The following is a 16,984-nucleotide window of genomic DNA, read 5'->3' on the forward strand; positions in this document are numbered from 1 at the left end:
AATTCCCAAGGCGGCCCGAATCCGGGGCCGCTTTCCGCTTTTGAAAGGCAAATGATGTCCTGGACTGACGAGCGTGTAGAGCTGCTTAAAAAGATGTGGGGCGAGGGCCAGTCGGCCAGCCAGATCGCCAAGGAACTGGGCGGTGTGACCCGCAATGCGGTTATCGGCAAAGTCCACCGGCTGGGCCTGTCGAATCGCGCAACCGGCGCGACCCCCGCCAAGGCTGAGCCAAAGGAAAAACCAGCGCCCGCGCCCAAGGCCGAGGCCAAGCCCAAACCCACGCCCAAGACGGAACCGGCACGTCCAGCCGCAGCGCCGGCAGCCGAGGCCAAGCCCGCTGTTCCGGCCCGCCGTCAGATCATCCCGGCTGGTCAACCGCTGCCGCCGCAACCTTCAGCGAACGAGATCAGCCCCGAGGCGCTGGCCAAGGTCAACGAGGTTGAGAAGAAAGCCAAAAAGCTGACGCTGATGGAACTGACCGAGAAGACCTGCAAATGGCCCGTCGGCGACCCCGCGACCGAGGATTTCTGGTTTTGCGGTCTGCCCGTTGAGGCAGGCAAACCTTATTGCGAAGCGCATGTGGGTGTGGCGTTCCAGCCTATGAGCTCACGTCGCGACCGGCGGCGGTAAGGCTTTGACGACGGCAGGCACCTAGCAACAGAACGCGGTGCCCGCAGCAGGCCGGAATGTAGGCAATACACCTGTTTTGGCTCTGCGTCATCTAAGAGCGATCACACTGGAATCGAAGAAGAGTTGTAATCTGCCAAAAGCGGCCGCCGGTTCCGTGCATGCCGAGCGATCAATCGCTTTTGCCGCCCCCCCTCTGGGATTTTGTAGCTGGTCTTTTGCATCGGGGTTTCGACAAGATCGGGGAACAGCGTAAAAAGCTCTTCCATGGCTGCTGCCGGTAGAGATTTCAGTGCTTCATCGCCAAGCAAAAGGCTCTCGGTCGGGGCGCCATCTGCATAAATTACCTCATGTTCAGAAAACACCAGGTGGAAATAAGTAACTTCTGTAATTCTGTCGTCGACGTATATCCCCGGAAGCTCGACCAACTTTATAGCTGAGACCAGAACCTCGGGGCACTCAAACATGCGCTTAACGATCGCCGAGGATATCAGCATCCGGTGCTGACGGGACACGAGCAGGTCGCGTCTGGGCAGGCCCTGCCCTAGCGCGCCAGCGCAAATGCGTACTGGGTAAAGCTTGGGATTGCGGCGCAAATCCCGCACACTGACATGTCGCCGAATGATTTGTGACAAAGGCTGCGTGCAACCATGATCCGTCAAGACACGATCACCTTGCTTCAAACTCTCGATCAGGACAGGGCCCTGATCGGTCGCAATCAACGTTCCTGCCGTAAGGCACGGTATGGTGCCCGGTGTCGGAGTGGTGTTCACCGAATAGGTTCCACCATCGTCGGTGGAAATAAGTGAATCTCCCGCCCCGGCCTCGCCGATAACCGTCGAGCTCATCCCATTGGCGGGGCCAGCTGTCGCCGTTATCGGGCCGGGGCTGGGGGGATCGCTGAAAGAGCTGAACTGATAAACCGTTGACCCGTCGGATAAAGAGATACCATTCGTTTTACCGAGCCCGGTAAAGGTGGCGGAACTGGCTGAATCAATTACATAGACGTCCCGGCCTGCGACTGTCGTCGGGGTGATCCCATCAAGCGTGTTAGTGCTGCGGATAGATCCGTCAGAGTTGTAGATCGTAACAACAAGCCCAGAAACATCTGCACCCGCGTCAACAGCGACCTCGATAAAGTCCTGTGGTGGGCCTCCAAGGTACTTGAGTTCGGAAAAATATGGGTCTGCCATATGTCAATTCGCCTTTGTGTTCGGCGTGAGTATGATGATCCGATACTTGTTTCAATATATGAGTACTAGGGTCTCACTAACCAGTAAATGTTCCCAGTGATTTTTGTTCGCAGCTGGAACCGAATTACTGCGCTGGATGCGATGGCAAATCCAACATCGGCACCCAACCGGGCAGTTCGTTTGGCGAAACCGAGACATGCAGCCGCTCGGATCGGTCCCGGCCTACTTTGCGGTGCTTGCGCAGTAGGAAAATCTTACCCCAACCGCGCCATGTGCCGACCGAACGCGCATGAGGGTCGATCACAAAGCGGTCTCTCCATCCCTCCGGCAATGGCAGGCCGTGCAGCTCTGCCTTGTCCAGCATCCAAACCAGCGAGATGTTGCTAAGGGGGCGGGCTTCTTCAAACCCGTTCAACTGGCCACCCACATCGCCATGGGTGCCTCGGAACCAGACTTGCTCGATATGGCCTTTAAAATCGGGGGTACATTTCCACAGGACCGGCTCGAATACCTCGCGCGTTTCATCCAGCGCCATCGCGTGGTAGCCGTGGCGCGTAGCAGGACCAAGCTGATGGTTGTGGAAGGCGTGGCGATCCTCGGCCCAACGCCAAAGCAGCGGTAGACGCAAGCCCAGCGCTTTTACTGTATCCCACACGCCGATCATTTCGATTGCAACATCTTCATGGCAGAACTGCCGGCGAAACGCAGCGGCAGCGCTACCATTGGCATTGCATTCATAGTGGCGGTAGGCCTGTTTGATATTCCTAACGGTCGCGTGCTCGGCCTTGAGCAGGCCAATCATGTCGATAACACCCGCAAGGCTGCGCACACCGTAGGCCCCACGTGAGTAGCCGATGAAATAGATACGGTCGCCGGGCTTATACCGCGAGGCCAGATATCCATAGGCCCGGCGTATCTGGCGATTGATCCCCCGCCCCATCATCACATCCAACGAGGACTTCCAGCTTTCCCATTGCACACCGGCCTCATAGAAGACGGATACCTTGCTTCCCATCTCGCAGCACAGCCGCAGCGCCTGCCCCGCATGAGTTTCATATCCGGGCTCAAGCGTCGACATGGTGCCGTCTAGAATGATGACATGGCTGACAGGTTCACGATGGCGCGTTTCGGCCGAATGCTCGGATCGCAGCGGCCGTCCAAGCCACCCCAGTACCTTTCTACTCAGCTGCGACAGTTGCATCGTTCAGCAGTTCCCATACTTTGTGCGGCGTAAAAGGCATATCGGCCTGCCGCACCCCGTGATCCCAGAGCGCATCCTGAACCGCATTTGCCACTGCAGCCAGCGCGCCCACGGTGCCGGCCTCTCCGCATCCTTTCATTCCCAACGGGTTAGAGGTTGACGGTACCGGCGCCGAGGTAAACTTAATCATGGGTATCTCGGTTGCGCGGGGCAAGGCGTAATCCATCAACGATGCCGTGAGCAGTTGCCCCTGCGCATCATGGACAACATGTTCGGACAGCGCCTGACCTATGCCTTGTGCGACACCACCATGAACTTGCCCCTCGGCCAGCATCGCATTGATAAGATTACCGAAATCATCGACCACAGTATAGCGGTCTACCCATGTTTCGCCGGTACAAGGGTCAATCACGATTTCGGCAACATGTGCCCCGTTGGGATAGCTACGGTCGTCCAGCGTGATGCTTGCCTGATGCTGCAACAAATCAACGCGCCCGTCGGCACGGGCCATATCCGCGGCCTCGGTCAAAGTGGGCGTCAGGTTTGATCCCGGCGCGCGGAAGGTTTCAAAATCAAAGCGCACGTCGCTTTCCTCCACCCCCATCTTATCTGCGAGATAGGGCGTGAATGCGGCAACCATGACGTCGATCGTGGCAAGCGTCGCGGTACTTTGCACCGTAACTGATCGCGATCCCCCGGTTCCCCCACCATTCGGAAGCTGGTCGCTGTCACCTTGAACTACGGTGATGCAATCCAGGGGAACCCCGGTTTGGTCAGACAGGAACTGAGCATAGACCGTTTCGTGCCCCTGCCCGTTGGATTGGGTTCCGACAAAAAGTTTCAAGGTGCCATCCTCAACGAACTCGATCTTTGCGTTCTCGGAAGGGTCGCCCAAAATACTTTCGATATAGTAACAAATCCCCTGCCCGCGGAACAAACCGCGTTCAGCATCGGCGATCTTGCGGGCGGCAAAGCCGCTGGACTGTCTTTGGCTTTGGGACAGAACCATGTCGAAATCGCCGACATCATACGTTTCGCCGGTCGCGGTCTTGTAGGGAAATGCCTCAGGCCGGATGAAATTCTTGCGCCTCAACTCCCAGGGATCTACGCCCAGTTCTCGGGCCGCGCGGTCGATAGCGCGTTCAAGGACATATATGGCCTCGGGTCGCCCTGCGCCGCGATAGGCGTCAACCTGCGTTGTATTGGTAAAGAACCCCTCGACCCGCAGATAGGTGGTTTGCACATCATAGGCGCCCATCAGCACCTTGCTGAAAAGGTTGGTTTGTATCGCCTGCCCGAAATGGCTGTTATAGGCGCCGAGATTCACCCTGCTGTGCACCCGATAGGCGATGATCCGGTGATCGCTGTCAAATGCCAGCTCGGCCAGCGAAGACAGGTCGCGGCCATGGTGATCGGACAACATTGCCTCGGAACGGTCAGACATCCAGTGAACAGGCTGGCCCAACTTCATCGCAGCTACGGCCACACAGAAATATTCGGGATAGGGCATGACCTTCATGCCGAACCCGCCACCGACATCCGGGGTCGTGACGCGGATATCTTCGGGGTTGAGTCGCAACTTTTGCGCCAGCTGACCACGCATGGCCCAAACCCCCTGCCCGCCATAGGAAAAGTGCAACCGCCCATCAACCCAATGCGCCTGACAGCCCCGCGGTTCAATCGACGTGATGATCACTCGATTGTCTTCCACATTCAGTGCAACGGTATGAGCCGCCTGCTGAAACGCAGCAATAGTTGCCGCCTCATCGCCCAGCGCCCAGTCAAATGCCCGATTATCCGGAGTTTCCGCGTGCAGCGTTTCTCCGCCCGCACACACGTCCAGTTTTACGGGCAAGTCTGAGGTTTCGACCCAGATCAGCTCGGCCGCATCGCGGGCCTGTAAGGCGGTGTCGGCAATGACTACAGCGACGGGTTCTCCGACAAACCGTATGCGATCCGCGGCCAGCATATGCCGGTCCGGCGCAGCGGCTTTCGAACCGTCTCGGTTATTCAGGATGGCCGCATTCATACACGTGTCGATCCCGGCGGCCTTCAGGTCGTCCAGCGTCATGATCAGCCGCACCCCTTCGGCCGCGCGCGCGTCATCCAGATCCAGCGCCCCAATCACCCCATGCGCCACCTGAGATCGCACGAATACCGCATGCAAAGCCCCGTGCGGCAGGACATCGTCCATAAAATGCCCCTGCCCGGTCAGAAACCGCTGGTCCTCGGTCCGTTTGACGGGCTGGCTTTTGCCAAACTTTTCCACCGCGCACTCCTGTCTGTGCCTCTAGGCGACATTAGGCTGCGATGCATCATTGTCCATAGCCCCGGCGCTTGGCCCTTTCCCTTTTGCTATCCTTTCGATATTGCAAGCGCTAACCCGAATTTGTTGACGCAGGACGCATCCAATGGCGATGGAAAAGACATTCAACGCGGCCGAGGCCGAGGCCCGCATTTACGAGGCTTGGGAACAGACTGGAGCCTTCAAGGCAGGCGCGAACAGATCGCGCGATGAAAGCTTTACCATCATGATCCCGCCGCCCAACGTGACGGGGGCGCTGCATGTGGGACACGCGTTCAATAACACGCTGCAGGATATCCTGACCCGCTGGCACCGGATGCGCGGCTTCGACACGCTTTGGCAACCCGGTCAGGACCACGCGGGCATCGCCACGCAGATGCAGGTTGAAAAGATGCTGGCGGCGCAGGGCAACGAAGGGCGGCGTGAACTCGGGCGCGAGAAGTTCCTTGAGAAAGTCTGGGAATGGAAGGGTGAATACGGCGGCACGATCATTGAACAGCTCAAGCGTCTTGGCGCCAGCTGCGATTGGTCGCGCAACGCGTTTACCATGGCAGGTGCACCGGGTGACCCGCGCACAGGGCATGAGAATTCTGCAAATTTCCACGATGCCGTCATCAAGGTCTTCGTAGAAATGTACGAAAAGGGCCTGATCTATCGCGGCAAGCGTCTGGTCAACTGGGACCCGCATTTTGAGACCGCAATCTCGGATCTTGAGGTCGAGAATATCGAAGTCGCGGGCCATATGTGGCACTTCAAGTACCCGCTGGCGGGTGGTGAGACCTATACGTATGTCGAAAAGGATGAGGACGGGAATATCGTGCTTGAGGAACAGCGCGACTATATCTCAATCGCCACGACACGGCCCGAAACAATGCTGGGCGATGGCGCGGTTGCGGTTCATCCGTCAGATGAGCGGTATGCGCCAATCATCGGCAAACTCTGTGAAATTCCCGTTGGACCGAAAGAGCATCGTCGCCAGATTCCGATCATTACTGATGACTATCCCGATCCCGATTTCGGCTCGGGCGCGGTGAAGATCACCGGCGCGCATGATTTCAACGACAACATGGTCGCCAAGCGTGGCGGTATTCCGATGTACCGTCTGATGGACACGCGTGGCGCAATGCGGGCCGATGGCGCGCCTTACGCCGAGGAAGCGGGCAAAGCGCAGGAATACGCACGCGGCAAAGCATTCACCGAGAATGAGATCGACGCAATCAACCTGATCCCCGATCACCTGCGGGGACTGGACCGGTTCGAGGCGCGCGCCAAGGTGGTCGAAGAGATCACCGCCGACGGTCTGGCCGTCATGACCCGCGCTGACAACCCAGTTCTGGGCACCAAACTGGGTGAAGATGACGATCCGGCCGCTCTGGTACCGCTGGTCGAGAGCAAACCGATCATGCAGCCCTTTGGCGACCGCTCGAAGGTGGTCATCGAGCCGATGTTCACTGACCAGTGGTTCGTTGACGCCGAAAAGGTCGTCGGCCCTGCGCTGGATGCGGTTAAGGATGGCACGGTCAAGATCATCCCCGAGTCCGGTGAGAAGACTTATTACCACTGGCTGGAAAACATCGAGCCCTGGTGCATCTCGCGCCAGCTGTGGTGGGGGCATCAGATTCCGGTTTGGTATGGACCGGGTCTTCGGGCTAAAGGGCACAACAAAAAGACGCGAGAGGTTCATTGGAGCTATGAGCCTCAAAACCTCCGTATGTATTGTGCCGCGAACTTCGAAGAAGCTGCTCGGATGTGCGCTGAAGAGCACCGAGATGTCGATGGGGCACTGATCTACGACGTCTTCGAAGCTGGATCGTTCAAAGATGCGCAAGATAGTCTTGTCAATTTCTCGGACAACGCGCCAGAGCGCGGACGAATTGGCCTTATCCGCGACCCCGACGTCCTCGACACCTGGTTCTCGTCCGGCCTCTGGCCCATCGGTACGCTAGGCTGGCCCGAACAGACCGAGGAGCTGGAGCGCTACTTCCCCACGGACGTTCTGATCACTGGCTTTGACATCCTGTTCTTCTGGGTCGCCCGGATGATGATGATGCAACTGGCGGTGGTCGATCAGATCCCGTTCCACACCGTCTACCTGCACCAGCTCGTCCGCGACGAGAAGGGCAAGAAGATGTCCAAGACCACCGGCAACGTCATCGACCCGCTGGAGATCGTGGACGAATTCGGCGCCGACGCGCTGCGCTTTACCAATGCCTCGATGGCGGCGATTGGCGGCGTGTTGAAACTGTCTCGCGAACGCATCACCGGCTATCGCAACTTTGGTACAAAACTTTGGAACGCTGTTCGCTTTGCCGAGATGAACGAGGTCTTCACCGACGCCGTACCGCAACTAGACGTCGCTGATCTGAAACCCAAGGCCGCCGTAAACCGTTGGATCATAGGCGAAACTGCCCGCGTGCGGGAAGAGGTCGACGCGGCGTTGGAAAGCTATCGCTTCAACGAAGCGGCGAACGGGCTTTACGCCTTTGTCTGGGGCAAGGTCTGCGACTGGTATGTGGAACTGTCCAAACCCCTGCTGCAGGGTGACGATGCCGAAGCACAGGCCGAGACCCGCGCTACCATGCGCTGGGTTCTGGACCAGTCCATGGTCTTGCTGCACCCAATCATGCCCTTCGTTACCGAGGAACTGTGGGGCCTGACAGGCACGCGCGCCAAGATGGTCGTACACGCCGACTGGCCGACTTACGGCACCGAACTGGTCGACCCAGAGGCTGATCGCGAAATGAACTGGGTGATTTCGGTGATCGAGAACACGCGCTCAGCTCGTGCGCAGATGCGGGTTCCGGCGGGCCTTTATGTACCGATGCTGGTGACAGAGATTGACGCGCATGGCCAAGCTGCATGGGACCGTAACGAGGCGCTGATCAAGCGGCTCGCGCGGATCGACAGCCTGACCAAAGTGGATGCATTTCCCAAGGGAACGATCTCGATTGCCGCGCCGGGTGCGACGTTCGGTTTGCCGCTGGCAGATATCATCGATATCGGCGCCGAAAAGGAACGACTGGAAAAGGCAAAGGGCAAACTTGCCAAGGAACTGGGTGGTTTGCGCGGTCGTCTGAACAATCCGAAATTTGTGGCCTCGGCCCCGGAAGAGGTTGTTGCCGAAGCCAAAGCCAACCTCGCCGCCCGTGAAGAGGAAGAGGTGAAACTGAACGAGGCGCTAGCACGTCTGGCCGAAATCGCCTGATCTTCGTCTACTCCAAGCCGTTCTAGATACCAGACCCCGCCACGCCCGCGTTGGCGGGGTTTTCGTTCCCCGGCCCGGATTTCGCCCTGTTCACCTCCGCTTACGATTGCTAGCAAGTGCGGGTTGATAACGCTGAGGGCAGGATGACACGCGCATTTCCACCGATGCAGACCATCTCAACCGGATTGGTTGTGGCCATCGTCGGCTTTTTCAGCTCATTCCCCATTGTACTGCAGGGGCTGGATGCGATGGGTGCGTCACCGGAGGAGGCCGCATCGGGCCTGATGACCGCCGCCATCGCCATGGGGCTGGCCGCCATCGTGCTGAGCTTGCGCTACAAGTTGCCGATCAGTGTCGCCTGGTCCACGCCGGGTGTCGCGCTGTTGGCTGTATCCGCCACACCTGTCGAGGGATTCTCAGGAGCTATCGGTGCGTTCCTGTGCGCTGGCGCTTTGACGGTTGTGGCTGGGTTGTGGAAGCCGCTGGGAAGGTTGGCAGCTGCAATCCCGACCACGTTAGCGCAGGCAATGCTTGCCGGGGTTCTGATGCCTCTATGTATCCTCCCGTTCAAGGCGGCCGTCGAGATTCCGTGGCAGGCGCTACCCGTAATCCTGACATGGTTCATCGCGGGGCGGTTCAACCGGCTGTTTGCGGTTCCCGCGGCAGTGATCGCAGCAGCCATTATAGTCATCCTGAACGCCGGAGATACAACGATCATGCCCGAGCGTCTGATTGCGGCACCGATCTGGGCCATGCCTACATTCTCGCTGGCCTCGGCCATAGGGATCGGAATGCCGCTGTTCATCGTCACCATGGCGACACAGAACATCCCCGGCATCGCGGTGATGCGCAGCTTTGGCTTTACGCCCGTGCCGGGCAAATTGTTCTCGGCCGTCGGAGGGGCCAGCCTGTTGTCCGCCCCGTTCGGAGCCCCCGCCACCTGCCTTGCCGCCATCACCGCCGCGATGTGCTCAAATCAGGACAGTCATCCCGATCCTGCGCTGCGCTATTGGTCGGCCATCATGGGTGGCGTATTCTATTGCCTGTTTGGTGTTTTTGCCGTGGCCATCACCGGATTTGCCGCCCATGCAGATCCGTTGCTGATGGGGACGCTGGCCGGGGTCGCACTGATCGGTGTGCTGGCAAATGCGATCCACGCTGCGCTGGAGGTTGTGGCCGAGCGTGAGGCGGCGATCCTGACTTTTGCTATCACTGCGTCCGGTATCACAGTCTTCGGGCTGGGGGCCGCGGTCTGGGGTTTGCTGGCTGGTGGCATTGCCTATCTGGTGACTAACTGGCTGCGATAGCCGCTTTGCCTTGAGGCCACAGCCAAAGTAAAACCGGCCAAAATTTGGATCATTGGGAACTCTGGTGGTACGCCGGATCAAGAAAGCACAGACCTAGGTCCAACCCAGAGAATTCATTTCAAGTAACGCTGGATCAGATGCGCAAAGCCTACACCCCACTGCCTGACGTGCAGGTCCGCGATGCGCATCGGGATTCATGTGGTGACTACTTGAACTTGGGCTTACGGCCCTGCATCTGCGCCATGACAACCTCCATCTGATCGGGTTTGCCGATCAGCTCCACCTGTTCGGCAGATTCGGCCAGCAGAACGTCGGCTCGCGAACGGTTTTCGGCCACGTCGATCAGGCGCTTGGCGGCACGGATGGCTGAAGGGCTTTGGCCTGCGATGTCTTCAGCCAGAGCCAGCGCCTCGGTCAGAGGATCGTCCGAGAGTTTCGTGACCAGCCCCCAATCAGCCGCCTGCGGCGCGCCTATTGGACGTGCAGTATACGTCAGCAAGCGCAGGACGTCCGAGCGCACAAGCTCGGGCAGCAGAACCATGCCGCCCATGTCGGGAATGATACCCCATTTCATCTCCATCACCGCCAATTTCGCCTCGGGCTGGGCAATGCGGATATCCGCGCCCAGTGCGATTTGCAGTCCGCCACCATAGGCCACACCCTGAATGGCACAGATGACTGGAACGGGGACACGGCGCCAGATCAAGGCAAGCTCCTGCATTTCGTTGGCGTCGTCATGGCTGCGGTTCATCAGCCATTCGGTTGGGTCCTTGTGGGCCATGCTGGCGAAGCTGGCCATGTCGAGACCGGCGCAGAAGCTTTTACCCTCACCCGACAGCACCACGGCGCGGGCGCCGGAGACCGCCACCTCTTGCCCGGCGGACAGGATCGCCTTGATCATGGCTTCGTCCAGCGCGTTCATCTTGTCGCCACGGGTTAGCGTGACATGGGCGATATGGTCTTTGTATTCGATGGAAACGCGAGACATTGGTCCCTCCGGAAATCAGTGTTGCGTCAACCATGCCAGCAAGACGAGGACAGTGCCACCACGACGTCAGGGCAAATCAGCGACGGGCATCCGGCCATACCACGGCGAATCCAGCGTCATGACATAGAACAGGTCACCAACGACCTGACCCGCCGTGGTGATGCCCAGCCGCCCGCCGGGGTCCTGCAAGGTTTGCAGGATTGAGCCATCCCCGTCGAATTGGACGATCATGCCGCGATGAATCGGCGCCGGTCGCACCAAAGGACCCAGCCGCCAGATCACCTTGCGCAAAAAGGGATAGGGCATCAAAGCTTCACTCGGCACCCGCGGGCTGGCGAAGGCCATCCAATAAGTGCCGTCGCCCTGCGCCGTGAGGTTATCGGGGTATCCCGGCAGGTTTTCCATCAACACCTCGCGCTGCCCAGCACTCGGCCCAGTTAGCCAGAGCTTGTGCACCCGCGCACGGCCAGTTTCGGCGATCAGCAGAAAATCCGTCTGCGGGGAAAGCGCTACACCATTGGTATAGACAAAGCCCTCGGCCACCTTTTTTGTTGTGCCATCAGGGGAATAGCGGGCCACGTATCCCGTATCCGACTGCTCCCAGATGGTCAGGACCGAGGTGGCTTTGGTACCGCCCATGGTTTCGGGATCGAACCGATCAGACGAGTTCGAGAAATAGACCGTACCGTCCGGAGCCACGTCCAACTGATTGGCATAGACCACCGGAGACCCGCCAATCTCAGACACAAGGGATACCAGCGTGCCGGGCCCGGTCCAGCGCATCAGCCCCCGGTAGCTATCTGCGATATATAGCGCGCCGTCCGGCCCAGCTTGCAGACCCAAAGGGCGCCCACCCAGGTCGTCGATCTTGACCGGGCTGTCGCCGTCGATCCGATAAAGCGCGCCGGACATGGATGTCGTGTAGATCGTGCCATCCGGCATGATCGCGATGTCTTCCGGGCCTTCCTCCCCATCCGGCAAAGAGATCAGTTCGAGGCTGTCCAAAGCGTTGTTCTCGGCAAACACGCCGGTAAAGCCCGGAGCTTCGGGCGGCTCCCAGGCCACTGGGTCCACGCCAACAGGCCAAAATATCAAATAGGCAAGCCCCACTAAAGCCAAACCAATCGCGATGCGCATGGACACTCCTTTGTTTTTGTTGATGCCAGACTGTGGGCACTGTGCAGGCAAAGCAAGGTTGCCTGTCGGATGACCTTGCGTTTATCTGTCTGCATGACCAATCCACGCTATACCCCGCTTGCCCAATCTCTTCCTGCTTCTGTGCCTTTTGTCGGCCCTGAAACACAGGAACGACAGCGCGGTGCACCATTTGTGGCCCGTCTGGGTGCGAATGAGAATGTCTTTGGCCCTTCGCCGCGCGCTATTGAGGCCATGCGGCAGGCAACTGGCGATATCTGGATGTATGCTGATCCAGAAAACCACAACCTGCGCCACGCCCTGGCTGAGTACCACTCCGTCTCACCCGAAAATATCGTGGTTGGCGAAGGCATTGATGGGTTGCTGGGCTATCTGGTGCGCCTGCTGGTTGGGCAAGGAGATACGGTTGTGACCTCGGACGGGGCCTATCCGACCTTCAACTATCACGTCGCCGGGTTTGGCGGGGTGATACACACGGTTCCTTATCGCGACGATCACGAAGACCCTCAGGCACTCTTTACCAAGGCCGCAGAGGTCGAGGCTAAGCTGGTCTATCTGGCCAATCCTGACAACCCTATGGGCAGCTGGCATTCGGGCACTGATATCGTGGCTGTATTGGATGCGCTGCCCGATGGCTGTTTGCTGGTTCTGGACGAGGCATATGTGGAATGCGCCCCCGACGGGACTGCAGCGCCGGTTGCCGCAGATGACCCGCGTGTGATCCGGATGCGCACGTTTTCCAAAGTGTACGGAATGGCCGGCGCGCGTGTCGGCTATGCCATTGGGGCGCCAGGCCTGATCTCGGCGTTCAACAAGGTGCGCAACCATTTCGGTATGAACAAGGCTGCACAAGCAGGCGCGTTGGCTGCGCTGCAGGATGAAGTTTGGCTGTTACAAATCCGTGCCCGCATCTCAGATGCGCGCGAGAGGATCAACGCGATAGCGTTGGAGAACGGGCTGCACCCTTTACCCTCAGCCACCAATTTCGTGGCCATTGATTGCGGTCAGGATGGGGTGTTTGCCAAGGCTGTTCTGGAGTCGCTGGTGGCGCAGGGGGTTTTCGTTCGGATGCCCTTTGCCGCGCCTCAGAACAGGTGCATTCGAGTGAGCTGCGGCGATGCCTCCAATCTAGGGGCTTTTGCCGCCTCTTTGCCAAAAGCGCTTGCTGACGCCCGGGCGCTGAACGTCTGAAGCTCTCGCTTATGGCCATCGGGACGGGGGGGCTGTCTGCCCCCATCGCGCCGTTTGCGCGATTCCCCCCGAAAGTATTTTGAGTCAGATGAAGATACAGATTAGCACTGAGATCGGGGGCTGGTCTCAGGTCACAAGCGCGGTGGCGGCGGCTTCTAACGCACCCGTGCCGCGCGGAATATCAAGGGCGGCCATGGCAGTTTCCACGCCGCCAAGCATCGCCAAGACCATCTGTGCATTGATGTGTCCCATATGGCCCAGGCGAAAACAGCCGTCCCAATCTTCCATCCCGAGGCCTATTCCCAAAGTCAGGCCCAGCGATTGTTCGGTATAGGATCGCAATGGTGTTCCGAGCCCTCCACTCAGGCGCAGCGCGGTGACCGCATGACTTCGGTCGGCGCGGTCAGCTACGTTCAACGACAGCGCACCGCCCTGTGCCCAGATTTCGCAGGCGGTCCAAATTGCCTGAGCGAGGCGTTGATGGCGCGCCCAGACATTTTCAATCCCTTCCGCGTGGATCAGGTCGAGCGCGGCCCGCAGCCCATAGAGATGATGGGTCGGTGCGGTACCATCGAAGTATTGGTAGAATAGCTCGGGATTGGCTCGTGGTTGCCAGTCCCAATACCGGGAAACACGCGGCATTGCTGCCCGTTTTGCCTGCGCCTTGTCGTTGAAGAATACAAACCCCATGCCCGGTGGGGTCATCAGCCCTTTTTGACAGGCGGTAACAGTCACGTCGACACCCCAGGCATCCATCTCGAATTGCTCACATCCCAGCGAGGCGATGCAGTCCGCCATCACCAGCCCCGGGTGACCCAAATCATCCAACAACGCGCGCAGCGCCGGGAGGTTGTTGCGAATTGAGCTCGAGGTATCCACGTGAACTGCAAGTATAGCCTTGATATCATGCGACGAATCAGCACGTAGCACCTCGGCAATGCGATCGAAATCCCAGACCGTGCTGGTTCCGAAATCAATCACATCCACCTTGGCGCCGATCCCTTCGGCCATTTCGGCCCATCCATGGGTAAACCGCCCCGATGCGGGTGCAAGCACTGTCTCACCTGGCGCGATGGTGTTCGACAGTGCCGCCTCCCACGTGCCATGGCCGTTGGCAATGTAGATGGCCACGTTATGGGCCGTGCGGGCAACGCGACGCAGATCGCGGATCAGATCGGGCATCATCTCGATCAATTCGCCGTCGTAGATATTAGGTGACGGTCGGTGCATCGCCTGCAGCACTGCGTCAGGCATGACCGAGGGGCCTGGAATAGCCAGATACTCGCGCCCACGCGCGAGGGAGATTGGATGTGTCATGGGATCAACCTGTTTGAATTGGCCCTACCCTAACGTGGCCAATTTCGGCGTCAATCCATCAGCTTGGCGGCATCCCGGGCAAGCGTTTCGATCCCGGACCAGTTGCCTTCTGCGACCATCTGTTTGGGTGCTACCCAGCTGCCACCCGCACAGATCACGTTGGACAAAGACAGGTAATCTCGGGCATTTGAAGGCGATACACCGCCCGTTGGGCAGAAGGTGATTTGCGGCAAGGGCGCGCCGATAGCCTTGAGCGCAGGCGCCCCGCCCGAGGCCTCGGCCGGGAAGAACTTCAGCATGTCATAGCCTTTTTCCAGCAGGGCCATCGCCTCGGTGGCGGTTGCGGCGCCGGGCAGCAGGGGCAGGTCTTGGGCTTCGCATGCGGCGATCAGGGCGTCAGTGGCACCGGGCGAGACGCCAAACTGCGCGCCAGCCTCTTTCGCGGCGCGCACGTCATCAGGCGTGATCAATGTACCCGCCCCGACGACGCCACCGGGAACCTGCGCCATCGCCCGGATCGCATCGAGCGCAGCCGGGGTGCGCAAGGTGACTTCGAGCGCAGGAAGACCGCCCGCGACCAGAGCTTCGGCCAGAGGTCGTGCGCTGGCGGCGTCGTCAATTACAAGAACCGGGACAATCGGGGCAAGGGCACAGATTTCACGGGTGCGTTGTGTTTTGGACATAGGTCTTACACTCCGAAGATGCTGGCGCCGGTATCCGCGGTGCCGACAGCGTTGCGAAACGCGCCGAACAGATCGCGCCCGACACCATGTTGGTTGGCAGAAAGGTCAGCCGTGGCCGGAGTGCGATCTAGCACACCTGGGGTGAGGATTTCGAGCGCGCCGTTTATGGCATCCACGCGCAGAATGTCGCCATCCTGCAAATAGGCGATCGCACCGCCATCCAGAGCCTCGGGGCAAATATGAATGGCAGCGGGAACCTTGCCGGAGGCGCCGGACATACGGCCATCGGTCACCAGCGCCACCTTTTGCCCCCGGCCCTGAAGGATCGACAGCATCGGCGTCAATGAATGCAATTCGGGCATGCCATTCGCTTTGGGTCCCTGAAAGCGCACAACGACGATGACGTCATCCGTGAACTCTCCGGCTTTGAACGCCGCCTTGACCGCATCCTGAGTTTGGAACACCCGCACCGGGGCCTCGACCACCTGATGCTCGGGGGCAACCGCCGAAACCTTCATCACTCCGGTACCCAGATTGCCGCTGAGCCGCGAGAGACCTCCTGTAGGTTGGAACGGGTCTTTGGCGGGGCGCAATATCTTGTCATTCAGGCTTTGGCCTGCGCCGTCCTCCCAGGTCAGGTCGCCGTCTTTCAGCTTGGGTTCTTTGGTATAATTGTGCAACCCCTGCCCCGCGACGGTCAGCGTGTCGGGGTGCAGCAACCCGTCTTCGAGCAGCGTGCCAATGCAATAGCCCAGCCCGCCCGCGGCGTGGAAATGGTTCACATCGGCCAGTCCGTTGGGATAGACTCGCGCGACCAGTGGCACCACGGCGGAGATTTCGGAAAAATCCTGCCAATCCAGCACGATACCGCCCGCGCGCGCCATCGCGATCAGGTGGATCAGCAGGTTTGTCGACCCGCCAGTGGCCATCAGACCAACGATGCCGTTCACAAAGGCACGTTCGTCAAGTATCTGGCAGACCGGCGCATAGTTGTTGCCCAGCGCACTGAGCGACAGAGCACGGCGCGCACCTTCTTCTGTCAGCGCATCGCGCAGCGGTGTGTTTGGATTGACAAAGCTGGATCCCGGAAGGTGCAGGCCCATGAACTCCATCAGCATCTGGTTGGTATTAGCGGTGCCATAAAAGGTGCAGGTGCCGGGGCCATGATAGGCGGCCATCTCGGCGGCCATGAGCTCGGCGCGGGTGATCTCTCCGGCGGCGAATTTCTGGCGGATCTTGGCCTTTTCGTCATTTGGCAAACCGCTGGTCATCGGGCCTGCGGGCAGAAATACAGCTGGCAGATGGCCGAACGCCTGCGCGCCGATCACAAGGCCGGGCACGATCTTGTCGCAGACCCCCAGAAACACGGCGGCGTCATAAGTGTTGTGGCTCAGCGCCACGCCTGTAGCCAATGCGATCACATCGCGCGAGAACAGCGACAGTTCCATCCCCGCCTCGCCCTGCGTGACGCCGTCACACATTGCCGGTACGCCACCTGCCACTTGCGCGGTTCCACCTGCGGTGCGGATCGCATCGCGGATCAGGCCGGGATAGCGCTCGAACGGCTGATGGGCTGACAGCATGTCGTTATAGGCGGTGACGATGCCCAGATTGCCCGCCGTACCAGTGGCCATCGATTGTTGGTCATCGCCTGCGCCGGCATAGGCGTGGGCCTGACCGCTGCAGGACAGATGCGCCCGCGCCGGGCCTTTGGACCGGGCCTGTTCCATCCGCTCAAGATGCGGGCCGCGCAAATCGGCGCTGCGCGCTATAATCCGTTGCGTGACGTCGGTGATAACTGAATTAACCATG

At 59.5% G+C, this 16,984-nt stretch carries 12 protein-coding genes; 4 read left to right on the forward strand and 8 right to left on the reverse strand.

Annotation, left to right across the window (positions count from 1 at the left end):
* Positions 1–54 precede the first annotated feature (54 nt).
* The gene (locus AC2FH0_RS19350) at positions 55–630 is read left to right on the forward strand and encodes a GcrA family cell cycle regulator (protein WP_142638060.1); all 576 of its coding nucleotides are present in this window, start codon (positions 55–57) and stop codon (positions 628–630) included.
* A gap of 101 nt (positions 631–731) precedes the next feature.
* Here AC2FH0_RS19350 and AC2FH0_RS19355 read toward each other — a convergent pair whose 3' ends face one another.
* The 3 genes from AC2FH0_RS19355 to AC2FH0_RS19365 form a co-directional block, all read right to left on the reverse strand.
* Complete coding sequence (locus AC2FH0_RS19355; protein ID WP_496790131.1) at positions 732–1,820, reverse strand: Hint domain-containing protein; 1,089 nt, start codon at positions 1,818–1,820, stop codon at positions 732–734.
* Positions 1,821–1,944: 124 nt separating this feature from the next.
* Entirely contained in the window at positions 1,945–3,021 is a 1,077-nt protein-coding gene (locus tag AC2FH0_RS19360; RefSeq protein WP_496790132.1) for a T6SS phospholipase effector Tle1-like catalytic domain-containing protein, read from the reverse strand.
* Positions 2,999–5,290 carry a xanthine dehydrogenase family protein molybdopterin-binding subunit gene (locus AC2FH0_RS19365; RefSeq protein WP_496790134.1) on the reverse strand — a complete coding sequence of 764 codons (2,292 nt, stop codon included), beginning with the start codon at positions 5,288–5,290 and terminating at the stop codon, positions 2,999–3,001. Before AC2FH0_RS19365 ends, AC2FH0_RS19360 begins: the two co-directional genes overlap by 23 nt.
* A gap of 142 nt (positions 5,291–5,432) precedes the next feature.
* Between AC2FH0_RS19365 and AC2FH0_RS19370 the strand changes: the two genes are divergently transcribed.
* Complete coding sequence (locus AC2FH0_RS19370) at positions 5,433–8,531, forward strand: valine--tRNA ligase (RefSeq protein WP_496790135.1); 3,099 nt, start codon at positions 5,433–5,435, stop codon at positions 8,529–8,531.
* Positions 8,532–8,674: 143 nt separating this feature from the next.
* Entirely contained in the window at positions 8,675–9,838 is a 1,164-nt protein-coding gene (locus AC2FH0_RS19375; RefSeq protein ID WP_496790136.1) for a benzoate/H(+) symporter BenE family transporter, read from the forward strand.
* A gap of 205 nt (positions 9,839–10,043) precedes the next feature.
* Here AC2FH0_RS19375 and AC2FH0_RS19380 read toward each other — a convergent pair whose 3' ends face one another.
* Together AC2FH0_RS19380 and AC2FH0_RS19385 are read right to left on the reverse strand one after the other, a co-directional pair.
* Complete coding sequence (locus tag AC2FH0_RS19380) at positions 10,044–10,826, reverse strand: crotonase/enoyl-CoA hydratase family protein (protein ID WP_142638050.1); 783 nt, start codon at positions 10,824–10,826, stop codon at positions 10,044–10,046.
* A 66-nt stretch (positions 10,827–10,892) separates the two neighbouring features.
* The gene (locus AC2FH0_RS19385) at positions 10,893–11,963 is read right to left on the reverse strand and encodes an SMP-30/gluconolactonase/LRE family protein (protein ID WP_496790138.1); all 1,071 of its coding nucleotides are present in this window, start codon (positions 11,961–11,963) and stop codon (positions 10,893–10,895) included.
* A gap of 93 nt (positions 11,964–12,056) precedes the next feature.
* On the opposite strand from AC2FH0_RS19385, the gene AC2FH0_RS19390 reads away from it, so the two are divergent.
* On the forward strand, positions 12,057–13,172 hold the full coding sequence (locus tag AC2FH0_RS19390) for a pyridoxal phosphate-dependent aminotransferase (RefSeq protein WP_496692872.1): 1,116 nt from the start codon (positions 12,057–12,059) through the stop codon (positions 13,170–13,172).
* A 126-nt stretch (positions 13,173–13,298) separates the two neighbouring features.
* Here AC2FH0_RS19390 and AC2FH0_RS19395 read toward each other — a convergent pair whose 3' ends face one another.
* The 3 genes from AC2FH0_RS19395 to edd are packed head-to-tail and all read right to left on the reverse strand — an operon-like array spanning position 13,299 to position 16,983.
* Complete coding sequence (locus AC2FH0_RS19395) at positions 13,299–14,489, reverse strand: pyridoxal-phosphate-dependent aminotransferase family protein (protein ID WP_496790139.1); 1,191 nt, start codon at positions 14,487–14,489, stop codon at positions 13,299–13,301.
* Between the two features lie 50 nt (positions 14,490–14,539).
* Complete coding sequence (locus AC2FH0_RS19400) at positions 14,540–15,172, reverse strand: bifunctional 4-hydroxy-2-oxoglutarate aldolase/2-dehydro-3-deoxy-phosphogluconate aldolase (protein ID WP_142638043.1); 633 nt, start codon at positions 15,170–15,172, stop codon at positions 14,540–14,542.
* 5 nt (positions 15,173–15,177) lie between these two features.
* Complete coding sequence (gene edd / locus AC2FH0_RS19405) at positions 15,178–16,983, reverse strand: phosphogluconate dehydratase (RefSeq protein ID WP_496692874.1); 1,806 nt, start codon at positions 16,981–16,983, stop codon at positions 15,178–15,180.
* Position 16,984: the final 1 nt, after the last annotated feature.

The sequence above is a fragment of the Ruegeria sp. CDSC051 genome, assembly GCF_059610665.1.